Annotated in this window: 23 protein-coding genes; 15 read left to right on the forward strand and 8 right to left on the reverse strand. The window is 67.1% G+C overall.

What is annotated here, in order from left to right:
* Positions 1–218 precede the first annotated feature (218 nt).
* From V5O40_RS04725 to V5O40_RS04735, 3 genes are all read right to left on the reverse strand, one after another.
* Complete coding sequence (locus tag V5O40_RS04725; protein WP_332904307.1) at positions 219–527, reverse strand: type II toxin-antitoxin system RelE family toxin; 309 nt, start codon at positions 525–527, stop codon at positions 219–221.
* Complete coding sequence (locus V5O40_RS04730) at positions 527–811, reverse strand: type II toxin-antitoxin system Phd/YefM family antitoxin (RefSeq protein WP_332904308.1); 285 nt, start codon at positions 809–811, stop codon at positions 527–529. Before V5O40_RS04730 ends, V5O40_RS04725 begins: the two co-directional genes overlap by 1 nt.
* A gap of 483 nt (positions 812–1,294) precedes the next feature.
* Positions 1,295–1,747, reverse strand: a complete 453-nt coding sequence (locus tag V5O40_RS04735) for a hypothetical protein (RefSeq protein WP_332904309.1) — start codon at positions 1,745–1,747, stop codon at positions 1,295–1,297.
* A gap of 1,606 nt (positions 1,748–3,353) precedes the next feature.
* Here V5O40_RS04735 and V5O40_RS04740 point away from each other — a divergent pair.
* A complete protein-coding gene (locus tag V5O40_RS04740) occupies positions 3,354–3,773 on the forward strand; it encodes a hypothetical protein (protein WP_281561754.1) in 420 nt (139 codons plus the stop codon).
* Positions 3,774–4,396: 623 nt separating this feature from the next.
* A complete protein-coding gene (locus V5O40_RS04745) occupies positions 4,397–4,966 on the forward strand; it encodes an HD domain-containing protein (protein ID WP_332904310.1) in 570 nt (189 codons plus the stop codon).
* Here V5O40_RS04745 and V5O40_RS04750 read toward each other — a convergent pair.
* Entirely contained in the window at positions 4,954–5,424 is a 471-nt protein-coding gene (locus V5O40_RS04750) for an NUDIX domain-containing protein (protein WP_332904311.1), read from the reverse strand. The two genes, V5O40_RS04745 and V5O40_RS04750, sit on opposite strands and share 13 nt — an antisense overlap.
* Positions 5,425–5,428: 4 nt before the next feature.
* Complete coding sequence (locus V5O40_RS04755; RefSeq protein WP_332904312.1) at positions 5,429–6,187, reverse strand: XRE family transcriptional regulator; 759 nt, start codon at positions 6,185–6,187, stop codon at positions 5,429–5,431.
* 180 nt (positions 6,188–6,367) lie between these two features.
* On the opposite strand from V5O40_RS04755, the gene V5O40_RS04760 reads away from it, so the two are divergent.
* The 13 genes from V5O40_RS04760 (at position 6,368) to V5O40_RS04820 (ending at position 14,843) form a co-directional block, all read left to right on the forward strand.
* The gene (locus V5O40_RS04760) at positions 6,368–6,685 is read left to right on the forward strand and encodes a hypothetical protein (protein ID WP_332904313.1); all 318 of its coding nucleotides are present in this window, start codon (positions 6,368–6,370) and stop codon (positions 6,683–6,685) included.
* Between the two features lie 296 nt (positions 6,686–6,981).
* Positions 6,982–7,881: a hypothetical protein gene (locus V5O40_RS04765; protein WP_332904334.1), complete on the forward strand. Its 900-nt coding sequence runs from the start codon at positions 6,982–6,984 to the stop codon at positions 7,879–7,881.
* Positions 7,882–7,966: 85 nt separating this feature from the next.
* The gene (locus V5O40_RS04770) at positions 7,967–8,839 is read left to right on the forward strand and encodes an FtsK/SpoIIIE domain-containing protein (protein WP_332904314.1); all 873 of its coding nucleotides are present in this window, start codon (positions 7,967–7,969) and stop codon (positions 8,837–8,839) included.
* Positions 8,836–9,045, forward strand: coding sequence for a hypothetical protein (locus V5O40_RS04775; protein WP_282237285.1), 210 nt, complete (start codon positions 8,836–8,838; stop codon positions 9,043–9,045). The genes V5O40_RS04770 and V5O40_RS04775 overlap by 4 nt, the downstream gene beginning before the upstream one ends.
* Positions 9,046–9,127: 82 nt before the next feature.
* Positions 9,128–9,568 carry a DUF6197 family protein gene (locus tag V5O40_RS04780; RefSeq protein WP_332904315.1) on the forward strand — a complete coding sequence of 147 codons (441 nt, stop codon included), beginning with the start codon at positions 9,128–9,130 and terminating at the stop codon, positions 9,566–9,568.
* Positions 9,565–9,867 carry a hypothetical protein gene (locus V5O40_RS04785; RefSeq protein ID WP_332904316.1) on the forward strand — a complete coding sequence of 101 codons (303 nt, stop codon included), beginning with the start codon at positions 9,565–9,567 and terminating at the stop codon, positions 9,865–9,867. Before V5O40_RS04780 ends, V5O40_RS04785 begins: the two co-directional genes overlap by 4 nt.
* On the forward strand, positions 9,864–10,244 hold the full coding sequence (locus tag V5O40_RS04790) for an RRQRL motif-containing zinc-binding protein (RefSeq protein WP_332904317.1): 381 nt from the start codon (positions 9,864–9,866) through the stop codon (positions 10,242–10,244). The genes V5O40_RS04785 and V5O40_RS04790 overlap by 4 nt, the downstream gene beginning before the upstream one ends.
* Positions 10,241–10,528 carry a hypothetical protein gene (locus V5O40_RS04795; RefSeq protein WP_332904318.1) on the forward strand — a complete coding sequence of 96 codons (288 nt, stop codon included), beginning with the start codon at positions 10,241–10,243 and terminating at the stop codon, positions 10,526–10,528. The genes V5O40_RS04790 and V5O40_RS04795 overlap by 4 nt, the downstream gene beginning before the upstream one ends.
* The gene (locus V5O40_RS04800) at positions 10,515–11,267 is read left to right on the forward strand and encodes a hypothetical protein (RefSeq protein WP_332904319.1); all 753 of its coding nucleotides are present in this window, start codon (positions 10,515–10,517) and stop codon (positions 11,265–11,267) included. The genes V5O40_RS04795 and V5O40_RS04800 overlap by 14 nt, the downstream gene beginning before the upstream one ends.
* Positions 11,264–11,533 carry a hypothetical protein gene (locus V5O40_RS04805; protein WP_332904320.1) on the forward strand — a complete coding sequence of 90 codons (270 nt, stop codon included), beginning with the start codon at positions 11,264–11,266 and terminating at the stop codon, positions 11,531–11,533. The genes V5O40_RS04800 and V5O40_RS04805 overlap by 4 nt, the downstream gene beginning before the upstream one ends.
* Positions 11,533–13,314 (forward strand): replication initiator, encoded by a 1,782-nt coding sequence (locus V5O40_RS04810; RefSeq protein ID WP_332904321.1) that lies wholly within the window; start codon positions 11,533–11,535, stop codon positions 13,312–13,314. Before V5O40_RS04805 ends, V5O40_RS04810 begins: the two co-directional genes overlap by 1 nt.
* 91 nt (positions 13,315–13,405) lie before the next feature.
* On the forward strand, positions 13,406–13,600 hold the full coding sequence (locus V5O40_RS04815) for a helix-turn-helix transcriptional regulator (protein ID WP_332904322.1): 195 nt from the start codon (positions 13,406–13,408) through the stop codon (positions 13,598–13,600).
* 1 nt (position 13,601) lies between these two features.
* Positions 13,602–14,843, forward strand: coding sequence for a tyrosine-type recombinase/integrase (locus tag V5O40_RS04820; RefSeq protein ID WP_332904323.1), 1,242 nt, complete (start codon positions 13,602–13,604; stop codon positions 14,841–14,843).
* 214 nt (positions 14,844–15,057) lie between these two features.
* Here the strand turns inward: V5O40_RS04820 and V5O40_RS04825 are convergent, their stop codons facing one another.
* The 3 genes from V5O40_RS04825 to V5O40_RS04835 form a co-directional block, all read right to left on the reverse strand.
* Positions 15,058–15,231 (reverse strand): hypothetical protein, encoded by a 174-nt coding sequence (locus tag V5O40_RS04825; protein ID WP_332904324.1) that lies wholly within the window; start codon positions 15,229–15,231, stop codon positions 15,058–15,060.
* On the reverse strand, positions 15,228–15,446 hold the full coding sequence (locus tag V5O40_RS04830) for a flavin reductase (protein ID WP_332904325.1): 219 nt from the start codon (positions 15,444–15,446) through the stop codon (positions 15,228–15,230). Before V5O40_RS04830 ends, V5O40_RS04825 begins: the two co-directional genes overlap by 4 nt.
* 194 nt (positions 15,447–15,640) lie before the next feature.
* Positions 15,641–16,039: a hypothetical protein gene (locus V5O40_RS04835; protein WP_332904326.1), complete on the reverse strand. Its 399-nt coding sequence runs from the start codon at positions 16,037–16,039 to the stop codon at positions 15,641–15,643.
* Positions 16,040–16,494: the final 455 nt, after the last annotated feature.

Below are 16,494 nucleotides of genomic sequence, written 5' to 3' on the forward strand. Positions count from 1 at the left end.
GGCGGCGCGGGTCTCGCTCCTGGTTCAGCTAGCGATGGATCCACGGGTGTCGCTACGAGCCAAGATCGCGGCCAGAACGGCCCGGCCAAGGGCAGCTGAGCTGCGGGAGAGTGGGCCGGAGGTACCACCATGCGAACCAGTCGGTGATCATCGCCGGTGGCCCACTACCGCTGCGAACGGGCAGGCCAGCCCAATGAAGCGCGATTCCAGACCTGGCCCTAGAAGCGGTAGGCGTCGCGTCGGTGGCGGATCGAGTGGATCTCCACGACACGCTTGGCCTCGTTGATCCGGTAGATGACCCGGTACGTGCCGCGACGGGCGGAGTGGAAGCCGTCGAAGGGCTCGTCGAGTGGTTTGCCCGCCCGATAGGGGTTGACCGCGATCGCATGCTGGATGGTCTCCGTCGCCGCGACCGCGACCTCCAGCGGCAGGTCCTCGTGCAGGTTGCGGCGGGCCTGCCGCGAGAACATCACCGTGTACGGGCTGGCCTCACCCGTGTCGTCCCGCCGTCCGCCTTGCGACGGCATCAGGCCGCCCTACCGCGACGCCGTTCCAGCTCGGCGCGAACCTCGTCCATCGAGAACGTGTCGCCGGCCGCGAAATCCTCCCGCGACTGGCGCAGATCCGCGAGGGCCTCGTCGTCGGAGAGCAGGTCGAGCGTCTCCCGCATCGACTCGTACTCGGCGACCGAGATCAGCATCACGTCGGCGCGGCCGTTCCTGGTGATCGTGAAGTGGTCGTGTTCCCGAGCGACCCGGTCGGCAAGCTCGGCGATCCGGGCCTTGGCTTCCGTGATCGGAATGGTCTCCATAGCAACCATTCTAGCGACTGGTCAGAATTCTGGCCACGTTCCTCGCTCGGCGCCGGAGGCGGCGAGCTGTCCGGGGTGCGTAGTCGATCCGTGATGAACGAGCACCCGACATATCGAGGTGGCCTGCGGCTTCGCCGCCCTGGCCCCTCCGTTGGGTATCCGTCTGAGGTGGGCCGCCAGGGACTCGAACCCTGAACCCCTCTCGGTGGCCCTGGATCATCTCAGATCGGGCGGATCGGCGTCCTGACCTGGGCCGGGTCTCTCGTTACCTTATAGCGGTTGACAGCCCTTGTCGGCGTCAGTTGTGCCCGGCTTGTGCCCGATGATCTCGCCAGTCCATCGCTCGCCGTCCAATTTCCGGCCTTAGCGGCAGATCCCCGGCCAGGGGGATGCGGTCTTAGGCGGAAGGGATTGACCCGCCGCCTCGGGCCGTCCCCCGGTCCAGGACGGTTACTGTCATCGTTGCTGTCGACAGCGACGCCGTCAGCGTCTCAAAGCGCGACGTTGACGGAATAGTCGTTCAGCCTTGACTGCTGCGGCTCGTCGGCGCTCGATCGCAGCTCGGAGCGCCGGCTCATCTGCCTCAGCCAGTTCCCAAGCCTTCGTCAGGTGCTCACGTATCTCGGGTACATACTGGTCGACCCCTGCGAGCGCCCTCTTCGCCTGGGCTGTGCAGTCGACAAAGAACTCAAGGCCCTTCTCGCTCATCCGCAGATTCAGCTCACGGTGCTCATCAGGCGTCCAGCCAGACGGCTGCTTGGCCATCCCTGTAGGCGTGTGGCGGGCTGCCTGCGCCAGTAACAGGGCTGCGAGCGCTGCGTCGAACTTGTCATGGATCGCCTGACGGCGAGCCCGGAGAGATGTCACCGTCGGCGTGAGAAACGCGACCACTAGCGCGACCGACGCGGAGATGATGGCTGTGCTGATCTGAACCACCGAGACATTCTCGCGCTCACGTCCGCAGCAACACCGACCTCCGGACGACGGATCGCGGGAGATCCCTCGCTTGTAAGTTCTGGGCGCTCCGTCCGGCAGGGTCTGTCCATGTCTGTCACCTCGGAGGTCTGTCCGCGCTTGGCTGCCCGAGGCCGCCCCCGTCTCGGCCGGTTGCTGTCAGCGCTGCTGTCGACAGTATCGACGCCGGAGGGCACCATCAGCAGTTCCCGGCTACAAGTAGGCGACGCTCCAGCCGCACCCTGGAAGAACTCTCCCTCGAAGAGGGAAGGAAGGTCTGCGCCGCCTTGGCAAAGACGCAGGGCGGCGCATACCCTCACTACTACCCTTACCTGGTCAGCAGGTGAAAGCAGGTCCAGCAAGCGGCTGCAACCGCAAGCAGGACACTCAGTCGAGCGATCCGGGCCCAGTCACCCGAGGCTTCCCGGATCGTCTCGCCGAGCTGCCGGAACAGTTCGTCCACCAGTCACCCCCTCTCCGCATCCGGCTATCCGGATGGGGGGTTGGCTGTGCGGCAAGATCGCGAAAGCTGGCCCACCATCTCGGAGCCACTCGACGAGCGGCGGGACCAGCGTAGGAAAGAGTCTACTCCTCGCGATCGCGTGCACGCACGCGCGTAGTCAACCATACACAGCCTTCCTGATCATGCGTAGACCAGCCCGAACGATGAGATTTCATCGTCGCAAGTCAATCTGTTCCGTATCACTGAGGTGTGATGATTTGCTACCCTGCCGAGGTGCCTCAGCGTCCTGATCAACTTTGCGCAAACGGCTTCTGCTACAAGCTGATACCGAGCGACGCGCGCCCGAATGCTCAGTACTGTTCCCCTAAGTGCCGGGTTGCGTCGTGGCGACGGTCACAGCATCGCCTGCGGATCTCCGATCGCAACCGCGAGCGATGCGACTACTGCGGCGGTTGGATGCGCCCAGTGTCGCCGAAGCTTCGGTTGCGCCGACGGGATGCGCTCTACTGCTCGGATGGATGCCGTCAAGCACATCATCGTCGCTGGAAAGCTGGCGAGGCGCTCCGGAAGCACCATGGGTTGTAGCGCGTTGGCGGCTCGACGAGCCAGCACCCACAGTTGCAATCATGACGCACTAGGTGACATCGCCTAGCATCGTTGTATGACCCACCCCAACGGATACGTGATCGCCGAACGACTGGCAGTCGCGTCCTACGCTGAGGCTCCAACGATTGCCGGGCATGGTTCCCGAGAGAACTTGCTCCTTCGCATGTACCACGCGCTGGAGGCGTCCGGGTTGGTCGACGATGGCGTCACAAGTGACCGTGACGAGCACGGTCGATGCCGCTACTGCTCTCACGGACGCGGGGAGCCACACGGTGAGCGGTGCGCGATCCCGCGTTGCGTCGTCACCGGCCATCAGCGGCTCGTGTGCGACCAGAGGCACAAAGAGGACCACGACTGTGGCGTCTCGCTCTGGGCTGGCGGAGACGACTGATGACACCAGGGACGCGGCATGATGTTGCTCCTGTTCAGGAAGTTCCTCCGGACCGAACTGAGACCGTCCGTGACATATGGATTAACGGCTGTCGCTGCACCCTGCAAGTCACCGCAGCAGGTGAGACGGTGCACGTGCGCTTTGATGCCATTGACGACCAGGGGCAGACCGTCGGCCTGATGACTGGCACTCTGCGGCGAGCCGATCTCCTCACGGTTACGAAGGCGATCACGACCACGGTCGGCGGTGTTGCGGTGACGCTCGGACTGGCTACACCGCACGCCAGCCTTGACCTCGACGAGATCCGGAAGGACTACCCCAACGCCTTTGAGCCGTGGACTGCCGACGACGACCGTCGCCTGATCCGCCGTTTCCATGAGGGTGCCTCTATGGCTGAACTCTGTTCCGAGTTCGGCAGGAACGTTGGCGGGATCTCGTCCCGACTGAAGCTGCACAAGCTCACCGCGCCAAAACCGCCTCAGCCGGCGTCCCGCAATGAGGATTACGCCGAGCCACCGAACGAGCCGAACGGTGAGGAGTGGGCGTAGCCGGCCCTGCTTCCGCAGTCTGACCCGGTGACTGTCGGTGGCGTCAAGGCCACCTTGACGGATGCTTTGGGGCGCGCACCGGACAAAGGCGGTGCCGCGACGAGGCCGTGGTGGGGATGCGGCGCGAGCATCACGGGCAGGCCCCCGCCTGCCGGCAACGCCGGCCCGAGGGGTCGCAGAGGCTCCGGGGTCAAGGGCGGCCCGCAGGGCCGTCGCGCAGCGATGCGAAGCACCCTTGAGGCTGGAGGGGCGGCCCCGCATCCTCCGCGCCGCATCCCCACCACGGCCGGCGGTGACTCGACCTACGGCGCGGCGGTGCGACGGCCGCCGCGTCCCGGCCGGCTGCCGGCCCACGAACCTCGACCACCCTTGCCGCTACCGTCTGCGGCGGTCCGGGGTTCCCGCTCTCCGCGCCAGCCGATGGGCACTGGGCGTGCTGCGCAGCTTTGGGCTTGCCCGCTGCGCAGCGCGGCGCCCAATCGGCGGCGCGTGCGGCCCGTTTAGGGCCGCCTTGAAGACGTACAGAAACTTTGAACCACTTCGCCGGCAGCCGGCCGGCCTCGTGTCGTCGGCCAGCGGACACGGGATGGTGCGGACCGAGTGCGCTCCGTACCCTGGGCGGCATGGCCGCCCTCGTCGATGCCGCTCGGGAAGTCGCGCGACAGCTGTTGGAGACGCCGTTGCCCCGCCGTTGGAGTCACGTCCAGGCCGTCGCTGCCAAAGCGGACCGGATCAGCGCGGCGGTACCGGTCGAGGATCGTGATGTGCTGGTGGCGTCGGCGTGGTTACACGACGTGGGTTACAGCCCGGACCTGGTCGACACCGGCTTCCACTCCCTCGACGGTGGCCGTTGGCTACGGCGTGAGAGGTACGACGAGCGAATCGCCGCTTTGGTGGCTCACCACTCCTGTGCCTGGCTGGAAGCAGAGGAACGAGGGCTCGCCGAGGTCCTGGCCGCCGAGTTCCCTCGGGAGGAAACCGCGGTGACCGATGCTCTCTGCTTCTCGGACATGACGACCGGCCCGGACGGGCAGGACTTCGAGGTTCTGGAACGGCTGGCGGAGATCCGGTCGCGGTACGGGCCGGAGCACCTGGTGACCCGGTTCATCCGTCGGGCAGAGCCGGAGATGGTCGCCGCTGTGCAGCGGACTCAGCGCCGGTTCGCTGGCAACGCTCAGCGTCAGCCGATATAGGGCTGCGCCTCGTTCTCGTAGCCGTGGGTGATGCGGAGCAGGGTTGACGGGTGGATGTCGTACGCGGGCAGCTCGTCGCGGGCAACCCACCGGACTTCGCGTGACTCGTCGCTCGGGCTCGGGGTGCCGCTGACGGGTACGGCGCGAAAGCAGAGCGAGAACTGCTGCCGTACCTCGCCATCGGAGTACGCGACAACATGCCCGGGGTCGGAGTAGACGCCGACGATGCCAGTCACTTCCACCCTGATGCCAGTCTCCTCGTGGGTCTCTCGGACCGCTGTCTCTGCGACCGACTCGCCAATCTCCTGGCCACCGCCGGGCAGGGACCACAGGCCGTTGTCGGTGCGCTGGATGAGCAGCACCCGTCCTTGCTCGTCTCGGACGAAGACGGAGACGGCCACCACGATGCTGTTGGCCTTCGGCGCGTTCGGGTCGTGGTAGTGCTCGGTCCTCGCCATGGATCTAGGTTGCCACCTTGTCGCCCGGTTGCGACTTCGAGGCGGCCAGAACCCTGTCGAAGCTGTCGGAGTAGGTGCGGAACAGATCGCCGCCGTTGAGCTTGCGCAGGTGCATCACGGGGGCGTGTGGCGCCGGGAACCCGAGTACATGCATGTTCACCAGCATTTCGTCATCGAACCGATAGATCGAGTTGTACAGCGTCGTGTCGTGATAGCGCACCTTGACTCCCGGAATGCCATCGAGCCGGCCGTAGTACTGCTGGACCTGGCGGATCTTCGCCGACATGACACCGGGCGCACCCTCCTCGACGCTCTTCCGCTCGATGGCAGCGCTGGTGGGGTCACCGAGCAGAACCGTAACGGCGACTCCGTCAATTGCCTTCTGGTGCAATGTGTCGATGAGTCGTGGATCCTGCTCGACGAGGAATAGGCCGGCGTAGGCCAGGACGTCGATCCGCTGCTCGGCCCGTTCGATCAGTTGATGCCACAGGTCGTACGGCACCGATGAACGCCGGGAGTAGAGCTGAATCATCTCGCTCTGGCCGATTCTCGACGCCTTCTCCGGGGTCACTGCCTTCGGCCACAGGTAGGGCACGTCTTGTCGCACTATCGCCGCGATGGCGTGCTGGTGGCGAGGGTACGGCGTGCGGTCCTGCGTGATCCACCGCTCCACCGTCTTTGGGTCGACGCCGATCCGCTCGGCCACCGCGACCGGGGTGAGCCCGTTTCGCAGGATGGCATCGCGCAGCCGTTCGTTCGCCATCGGACCCTCCTCAAGGGACAACTAGGGACGCATTCATGCTATCCAAGACGTCCTTTAGTCGTCCAGTCCATCGGATGGGTCGTCTCCCGGAATAGAGGACTCTCTTTCCCAGAGAGGCCACGAGCAAGAGTCCACCGGGGACAAGCTCAACAATTGGCCCGAGACACAGGAGGTATGTAAGTGAAGCTGTACGTGGACACCAAGGCGAAGCAGGTGACGGTGTCGAGGGACCCGGAGCCGAAGAACGACCAGAACGGCAATCAGCGGTCGGAGAAGGGAACGGGCCGGCTCATGTGGTCGACCCAGGTCTTCGTTCTCGACGAGAACGGCGGTGAGGTCATCACCATCACCACGGCGGGTGAGAAGCCGGGTGTGATGGTGGGGCAGCTCATCGAGGTCGAGCAGTTGGAGGCCATCCCGTGGGCGACCAACGGGCGTAACGGCGTCGCGTTCCGTGCGATCTCGCTGAAGCCGAAGGCTGGTTCGGCGGCCAAGTAAGTCCTTCGCACAGCGTGCTGTGTGACGTCTCGCGGTGTCTGACCTTCAAGCGGCCTGAGGTCCGCTGATCCACAACAGGTGAAATACAGTCCGAGAGCGGCTCTGGCGTCCAACGTTCTCGGCCTGGTGACTACGACCGGTGGTCACACCCCCGCAAGAGCTGGCGCGGGGTCGGTACTGGCGTCCAAACCTGCCGACCCCGTGCCCTCCAACTCATCCGTCCCTCGTGCAAGGGAGGACTCGTCGTGTCCAAGTCTAGCGCCCGCCGTCCGTTCGGCGGAAAGTCATCCGGAACGGTGACGGTCATTGAGGCCCGTGTTCACCGGTCCTGGGCTCGGAACGCCCGGATGGCGTTCGTGTTGACGGCGGTCATCGCCGGCATCTTGGCGGCCGTGGTCGCCGCCTCCTACATGCACCCGATCCTGGCCCTGTTCGTCGGCGTGTTCGTCGGTGTTCCCCTGGGTGGGATCGTGTGGGTGCTGGTCCGTATCTGGCCGGTGATCCGGCTGCTGTGGTGGTGGACCCCGGAAATCATCCTCGCCGGCCTGCTCCTGACCGGCTGGGTCCAACTCGCCGCGAACACTCCGACCCTGGTGACCCTGCTCGTCGTCGCCCTGGTCGTCGGTGTCCCGGCTGGCGTGACTCCGGTCCGCCGCCGGCTGGTGGCGTGGGGATGGTGCCTGATCGTTCGGCATCGACTGCGGGTGTGCTTCGCGCAGTTCATCATCGCCAACCAGTCCGGTTCGCTGCCGCTGATCCTGTGGGCCGTCCCGACCCCGGTCGGTGAACGAGTCTGGGTCTACCTGCGACCTGGGCTGTCGGTCAAGGATCTGGAAGGCCGGTTGGACAAGATCGCCGTGACCTGCCACGCCTCCACCGTGCTCATCGAACGGGCCTCGGACGGCAACTCCGCCTACGTGCGGTTCGACATCAAACGCCGCGAAGTCCTCACGGCGAACGTCGGTTCGCCGCTGGTCGACGTGATCGACCCGGACACCCCCACCCTCGTGGAGCAGGCACCCCCGGTGGTGCCGACCGCTCTGGACCTGCCCGACGTGCAGGCACCCACCATCACCCTCCCCAAACAGGGCACGGGTGATCGGAAGCCGGCCAAGCCGGCCGCCACGACGGCCAACGGCACCAAGCCTGCGGCCACGTCGGCGGATGCCGACGACGACGTCTCCGACTGGATCTAACCCCTACCCACACCGGGACGCGAGGAGCCCTGCGGGCTCGCTCGTGTGGCTTCTCGCGCCCACCAACGCCCGAAGGAGGGCACCCATGGCTACCGCTACCGCCTCCCCGTCTGCTGCGGGGGTTCCGGTGGGGCCCGGCCTGTCGATGTTCGACCCGATCTTCATCGGCATCGACGAGTTCGGCCAGCCCGTCTACATCACCCTCGCCTACCGCAACCTCCTCGCCGGTGGTGAACCCGGCGGAGGTAAGTCCGGCCTGCTCAACGCCATCGCCGCGCACGCCGCCCTGTCCGTCGACTCCCGCCTCGTGCTGCTGGACGGCAAGCTCGTCGAGCTGGGGCAGTGGGAAGACTCCGCCGACGCGTTCATCGGCCCCGACATGCCCGCAGCCCTCGACGTCCTGCGACGCCTCCAGCTGGTGATGAACAACCGCTACGCCTGGCTGCGCGCCCACAACCGGCGCAAGCTCACCGCCGCCGACCGCCTGTCCGTGATTACGGTCCTGGTCGACGAAATCGCCTTCTACTCCGCCACCGTCGGCAGCAAGCAGGAACAGGAAGAGTTCGTCGCTCTCCTGCGTGACCTGGTCGCCCGGGGCCGTGCCGCCGGTATTCCGGTGGTGGCCGCGACGCAGCGGCCGTCGTTCGACATCATCCCCACCTCGCTGCGGGACCTGTTCGGCTACCGGGCCGCGTTCCGCTGCACCACCCCCAACTCCTCCAACATCGTCCTCGGCCACGGGTGGGCCGAGCAGGGCTACTCCGCCACCGACATCGCCCCCACCAACCAGGGAGCGGCCTACCTCATCGCCGAAGGCGGTGTTCCGCGTCGGATCAAGGTCGCCTACCTCACCGACGCGCAGATCGCCGGCATCGCCGACTACGCCGCCTGGATCCGCCGACCCGCCACCATCAGCGCCCCTGCCGGCTCTCCCGCTGATTGGGGGATGGCGGCATGACCACCCGCGAACGCGCCTACACGAAGGCCAGCAACCAGCGCGCGAACCAGTACACGGAGATCTGGGTCGTCGGCAATCCGGAAGACCTGGCCGTGATGATCCAGGCCGCCAGTGCCACGGGCCGGCTCGTCTACGTCTCCGCCCCACACCTGATGGGCGGCGACGACACCCGACACCGCCGCTACCTGCGGCTCCGCAACCGATAGCAGTCGACAGGACCGGAATCGGCCTCGCAAGCACACCGGTCCTGCCGACCTCCACCAACAGCCCCGAAAGGACGTGGCTGCCATGAAGGCTACCCAAAACCCACCCACCGCAGTCCAGGTCACACCCGCTGACCTGCTGCGGATGGCCGCCCTCTACCTACGCCGGCACGGCTGGCACCAGGGCACCTACTACCACCCCACCACCGACACCCCCACCCCGCCGGCCTGCGCCGCCGGGGCCATCGGCATCGCCACCACCGGCCACACCGTGGAGCACTTCTCCCAGCTCGCCCCGGACGCCCTGGGCGACTACCTCGCCACGCTCGCCGCGTTCGTCGACTACCTCGACACCACCTACCCGCTGTTCCTCGTCGACGACGACGGCTTCGTCATCGACGAACACACCTCCCCCTACTCGTGGAACGACGACCCGACCCGGACCGCCGAGCAGGTCATCACCGCCCTAGAAACCGCCGCCGACGAGTGGGACCGCCTCCACACCACCGGAGGTGAGAACCGATGAACACCGTCAAGAAGCCCTTGACACCCCGCCTGCCGGTGCAGAAGCGGCGGGATGTCGTCGAGAACGACGAGTTCGCCGCGTTCGCTCGGCGCATCATCCGCGCCCACGGTCGCCGCGTCGCCACCGGAGACGTCGAAGCCCTCCGCGACCTGACCGCTCTGTCGGCGGTCATCGACCAGGCCATCACCGACGCCGTGATCGGCCTTCGGGCCTTCGGCTACTCGTGGGCCGAGATCGGCTCCCGACTCGGCATCTCCCGACAGGCCGCCCAACAGCGCTGGGGCGGTGACCAGTCGTGACCGACTTCGCTGACCACATCGGGCTACGGGTCCGCTTCTACGACCCGCTCGGCACCCGCCACGGGTTCCCCACCTTCCCCTACCGCATGGCCCCGGCTGGCCTAGCCACCCTGCGGCAACTGCGCGCCGCAGGACTACGCCCCGGCGGCAACGACCCGGTCGCGCAGATCCTCTGGCGACGCGGCAAGCGGGTCGCCTACCTGTACCGCCTCGATTGGGCCAAGCCCAAACGCACCGCCACCCCCGCACAGCGGGAGGCCATCGCCAAGGCCCTACGCGCCCGGCGCACCTGCCGCTACTGCGCCCAGGTCAAGCCCTACTACATCCCCCGCCGATACGGCTGCTGCCTCGACTGCCACGAAGGGAGCACCCCATGATCTTTTTCGACGACTTCTGCCCGCTGTGCATCGAGCAGAACACCCCCGCCGGTGTTCACGACATCCTCGGCCCCGTCTTCGTGCCCTGCCCGGCCTGCTTCGGCCGCTGCCTGCTCTGCGAAGGCGAAGGACTGTTCCCGGCCGACTTCACCTGCCTGCCCTGCTTCCGCCAGCAACTCGCCGCGCTCGGCCTGGTGCCGATCATGTGCGCCCGCTGCTCCGGCGTGGTCGACCTCATCCCCACCGACCGTCTCCCGGAGGTGATCCCTCATGGCGACCACTAACCCGCCCGCCTCGTGGCCGGCACGTCTGGAGGGCGTCGTCCTGGTCCTCATCGTCATCTTCGTCGGCCTCGCCGCCGGAGCCGCCTCCTTCACCCACGTCCACGACTGGACCATGGCCAACAGCCCCGACAACACCCCCGGCTGGTTCGGCTGGGCCAACGCCGTCATCTCCGAACTCGTCCCCGTCGCCTGCCTACTCATCATCCGCCGCCGCAAGCGCCACGGCGGCCCCATCGGCTACCCCCTCGTCCTCCTGGTGGCCTTCGCCGGCTTCTCCCTCGCCGCACAACTCGGCGTCGCCGTCGGCAAAGTCGGCCCCACCGGCTGGTTCCTCTCCGCCGTACCCGCCCTCGCCTTCATGGCCCTGGTCAAACTCGTCCTCACCCCCGTCAACAACGACAACCCACCACCGACACCCACACCCGAACCGATCCGGGTCCCCGCCGCCGAGCAGGCCGTGACTGAACCGGTACCACCGGCCGCAATCACCGCACCCGACCACACCTCGACCGTCGAGCCGACACCTGCACCGGCTATCGAGCCGGAGCCTGTCACCGTGCCGGCCGCCACGCCGGTCGACGTCCCCACCCACCTGGTACCTATGGCCCGGTTCTCGGCCGTGCAGCACGAACAGGCCACCGGACGACCCATCACCGCCGACGAGCTGGCCGACCGACTCGACATCACCCCCACCAGCGCCGGCCACCTGCTCGCCACTCTCAACGGCGGTGGGCGATGACCATCGTTCTCGTCGACGTCGAGCACATCACCCACACCTGCCCCGCCGACCCGGAACCGCACCCGTTCGACACCCGGCGCACCGTCATCGACGTCATCCCCGGCGGTCCCTGCCGCACTCCGGTCACCATCCGCTGCGGCAACGTGACCACCCAGATTCCCTGTCACCGGCATGAGCCGGCCAAGCGCCAGTGCGGCGCCTGCCGGACCATCGTGCGCGAACGCACCATCACCACCCGCCCCCACACCCTCGGGGTTGCGGCTTGATGGCGTCGACGCTGGACCTCACACCCCGCGCTTCGGCCCGGGGTGTGGGCTCGAACGCCGACACCACCGCACCCGTGTACGACTACACCGCCACCGGCTCCGCCCTCCTGCGCGCCACCCGCCCGGACTACTTCGGCTGGCTGGACCACGTCCGCGCCGCCGCCGGCTGCACCCGCCCCATCCGCCTCGCCGGCCAACTCCTCACCGTCGAGCAATCCACCGGCCGGGTGCTGGAGCAGCGACACACCGACGCCATGCCCGACGCCGCCATCTACACCGCCTGCGGCAACCGACGCGCCACCGTCTGCCCGTCCTGCGCGCACACCTACCAACGCGACGCCTTCCAACTCCTGCGCGCCGGCCTGATCGGCGGCAAGGGCGTCCCGGAGACCGTCGCCGGGCATCCGGCGGTCTTCGCCACCTTCACCGCACCATCGTTCGGCAGCGTCCACACCCGCGTGACCCGCAAGCACACCTGCGGCAACCGGCGTCGCTGTGACTGCCGCGCCGAACCCTGCCACGCCCGTCGGGATGTCGGCCTGTGCGAGCACGGCCACCCCGCCGTCTGCTGGGCTCGACATGAACCCGGTGACGCGGTGCTTGGTCGGCCGCTGTGCCTGGACTGCTACGACCACGACCACCAGGTCGTGTGGAACCTGTTCTCCGGCGAGCTGTGGCACCGCACCAAACAAGCCGCGGAACGCTGGCTCGCCAAACTCGCCCGACGCCGCGGCGTCCCCCGCGTCGAGGTCGTCAACGCCTCCGGCAACATCCGCAAAGTCCCACCCGTCCGGCTCTCGCCGGGCAAGGTGGCGGAGTTGCAGGCACGGGGAGCGGTGCACTTCCACGCCATCGCTCGCCTCGACGGCGTCCACCCCGACAACCCCGACGCCGTCATCCCACCCCCGGCAGGCTTCGGTGTCGGCGACCTGGTCGACGCACTCCACCACGCCGCCGAGCAGATCGCCTTCCACACCCCTGCCCACCCAGACCGGCCCGACGGCTGGCCGATCGCATGGGGCGAGCAGGTCGACGTACGGCCAATCACCGCCGACGGCGCTGGTGAGGTCACCGACGGCATGGTCGCCGGTTACCTTGCCAAGTACGCCACCAAGAGCACCGAGGCCACCGGGCACACCTCCACCCGCCTGACCGCCGACAGCATCGGGGACTACGCCGACCCTGAGGGCGACCACACCGCCCGCCTCATCGACGCCTGCTGGCGCATCGGCCGACCCACCGGCACACCCGTGCCATTGTCCGAGCGGCCCCGGGAACCTCGACCCCGGCCCGGCTTCATCCAGCGCTGGGAGTGTCCCGACTGCGGCACCCACACCCGCTACGCCGCCTGCCCCACCTGCGTCGCCCACCGTCAAGCCGCCCTTGACACCGAACCGGCGAAACCCGCCACCGGCAACCCCTACGCCCGGCTGCGCCGCTGGGCGCACATGCTCGGCTTCGGCGGCCACTTCCTCACCAAGGGCCGCCGCTACTCGGTCACCTTCCAACTCCTACGCGACACCCGCGTCAGCTACCGGCGGCACGAACACCACGACCAGGCCGACGAGCACCCCGGCGCGCTCCGCGTCGTCGACCTCGACGACGACACGACCCTGATCGTCGGCACCCTCACCTTCGCCGGCGTCGGCTGGCACACCACCGGAGACGCCCTCCTCGCCGCCACCGCCGCCGCCATGGCCCGCGAACGACAAAGCGCCGGCCGCGAAGAACTCGCCCACGAACTCGGCACCCCTCAACCCGCCCTCACGCCCGCCGCATGACCTAGGAGGCCCCCAAGCCATGAGCTACACGCGAACCGGCGCTGGCCGACGAAATCCGCAATCACACCATCTGCAACAGAGGAGAGAATCCTTGGCTCCAGTCGTCCCGGCCTCTCCGCCGGAACTGTGGTCGATCAACGAGACGGCCGCGTTTCTCCGTGTTCCCGTCGGCACGCTCTACCAGTGGCGGCACCGTCGAACCGGGCCGCGCGCCTTCAAGGTCGGCCGGCACCTCCGCTACAACCCGGCTGAGGTCCGGGCGTGGCTGGAAGACCAGGCGGCCTGACATGCCGATCGATGACCTGTGGTTCCTCAAGAAGCGTGACCCCGCCACGAAGAAGCCGCTTCCCTCGAAGCGGCACGGCCGGGGGAAGCGCTGGCGGGTTCGCTACGTTGACGCCGATAACGACGACCGCGAAAAGCTGTTCGATCTCAAGCGCGACGCGGAAGTCTTCGACTTGGCGTGCCGCTCGGGTGTGGCACCGCAGGTGCAGGTGAAACGGGAGGAAGCCCGGCTAACCTTCGCCGAGTACGCGCAGCGGTGGCGGGAATCGCGCGAATCGGGTTGGGCGACGGAGACGCGACGCCGCATCCCGCAGAACCTGCGAAAGCACCTGCTACCCGTCTTCGGTGAGAAGGCCATCCGTTCCATCAACCTCACCGATGTGCTGTCCTGGCTTGGCCGACTGCTCGACGAAGGCACCCAGAAATCGTCGGTCAGCCTGTACTTCGGGCTGTTCAAGACCATCATGAACGCCGCCGTCATCGACAAGGTGATTCCCGACAACCCCTGCAACAGTGTGAAGCTCGCGCAGATCCTGCGTGGACTCTCGCGTGCCCCGAAATGGGTTCCCACCAGCGACCAGGTGCTCAAGCTTGTCGATGTGGTGCCGCGTTGCTTCCGGGCCGCCATCTGGCTGGGAGCAGGCGAGGGACTTCGCCTCGGCGAGGTCTTGGGCCTGGAAGACGGTCCCCGCTGCGCGGACTACGACCGGGGCGAGCTGCACGTCGTCCAGCAGTTGCGGCACTCGCCAACGCACTACGGCGGCTTCTACCTCTCGACACCGAAGAGCGGTTCGGTCGGCACCGTGGACCTGGACGCGGTGGTCGCGGAGGAACTGACCGCGCACGTGGCCAACGTCGGTCCTGTCGAGTTCGAGCTACCCGACATCACTTCGGGGGAGCGGCTGACCCGTCGGGTGGCGGTCCTGTTCACCTCGTCGCGGGGAAAGCTGTTGACCGACACCTACTGGTCGGAGTTGTGGGCGGACTGGCGGGAGGCCGCTGGCTGGCCGAAGGAAGGCACCTTCCACTCCCTGCGCCACTTCTTCGCCACCACCCTCATGAGTAACGGCGTCGAGCCCCAGGAGGTGCAGAAGGCGCTGCGGCACGCGAACCTGCGGATCACGCTGGAAACCTATGTCCACTGGCTGCCGAAGAAGGATCGGCCGCGCGGCCTGGTCGGTGGGCTCCTGCGACAGGCAGGCAGCGAGCGACCGGAAGCTCCCACCGACCAAGATCGGAGCTGAGTTGTGCCCTCGTTGTGCCCGATGATCTTCTTTCGGCGTTACCGCAGCTCATCGGCGGTTGGTGGTGGGCCGCCAGGGACTCGAACCCTGAACCTATGGATTGCCGGCGAGTCGGCCGGATCAGGTCCGGTGCGAGGTCATCCGGCCTTCTGGCGCGCATCTCGGTCCGGTTCGGCTGGCACGGTTGCTGTACTTCGCTGCTGTACTGCTGGCTTCAGACGAGACGCTGGATACGCACCTTGGGCTGCTCGTTCCGGAGGTGGCCTAGCTTGTGCTGGCGGACCTGCTCGTCCCAGACTTCCTGGTCGTAGTCAGGGCCGGGCGGAACCCACCTGTGCGAGCCATCGCTGTAGTGGAACTTCTCGTCGCCGGGCCGAAGGATGCTCATCGGGTCCAGCCGAGGAATCGGTGGTGCAGGTGGCCGGCGGGGACGTGGGTTAGGTCCTGGGCGGCGTCGACGAGCTGGGCGGCCAGGTAGAGGGCTAGCGACACGGGCGCGCTGTCGTACTCCGCTCGCAGCTCCCGCCGCCGAGTCTGGCAGGGCCAGTCGGCACCGCAGCCGCCGCACGTCCAACCCGGCGTGATCGGGAGGTGAGTCGTCATCGCGGCGTCTCCCGCCCTGCCGGTTGCTCCGACGACTGTGCAGATCGCTGGCCGTCTGCTGACGGCCAGTGGCATCGGCTGATCGGAATCCGATGCCTGGCGCGGCAGGGCAACTCGCTGCCGCAGCGGCAGACCTTCCGCCATCGCCGCCATGACCAGACCGGCCGATGTCGCCTCGCCAGGGACAGAGTCTGTCAGGCTGTGCCAGCGAACTGCCCGGCAATGCTGATCGTCGTTGCCGCGATCGTCGAGAGTATGCCCACGATCGCGCCTAGGGTCGTCAGTCCCTCCCTGGGTGACGCCCAGAGCCCACGGTTCATTTGACGCCAGGCGTGCGGAACGATGGTCATCCTGAGCTTCTGCCACTTGTGCTGCCGCTTGCTGCACCCAAGCAGGAGGCCGGCTGAGTTGTTCCGGCATAGGGTTCCGTCCCGGTTGACGGCACAGCACCACACGGGAGCTTGGAACAGGAAGAAGCCAGTCACCAGTATCGACAGTACGAACAGCGCTACAGGCCCCACGGAGCGAGTCCACCAAGCCGTGACGAGGATGACGAACGCTAGATAGCCCCAATACTGCCCCAGACCTTTCATGGTGATCGAAGGTAGTTGATCGCATGCCCTCGGTAACTGTCATTTGTCCGGCACCCGACATGCAGACTGCCGGACGTTACTTGGCCTTGAACTGGAACCGGGTGCCAGGCGAACCGGACATCGGTCGCCCATCACTCGCCTGGGCTGCACAAACACTCGGCATCGAGTGTCATCGTTGGTCAACTACTGGTTGACGTTCTACGGCCTGGCGACGGCCTGAGGCCAGGGGCATTTTGGCCCCTCGCTTGGAATGATCTGGGCGCGTCGTCCGGCGGGGGCGTTCGCGTGCACGACCTCGGGTGACTATCCGCAGCCGACGACTGGCGACTCTCCTCACTGCTGCTGTCGAACTCAACTGCTCTGTACCAGACTGAGCGCTCGCCATACCATCACCGGATGGCCACAGAGGAGCCGCTCCCCCACAACGAGGTCAAGCGCTCAGGCGGCAAGGCGGC

Origin of the sequence: Micromonospora palythoicola (assembly GCF_036689795.1) — a bacterium.
Lineage (GTDB): Bacteria > Actinomycetota > Actinomycetes > Mycobacteriales > Micromonosporaceae > Micromonospora > Micromonospora palythoicola.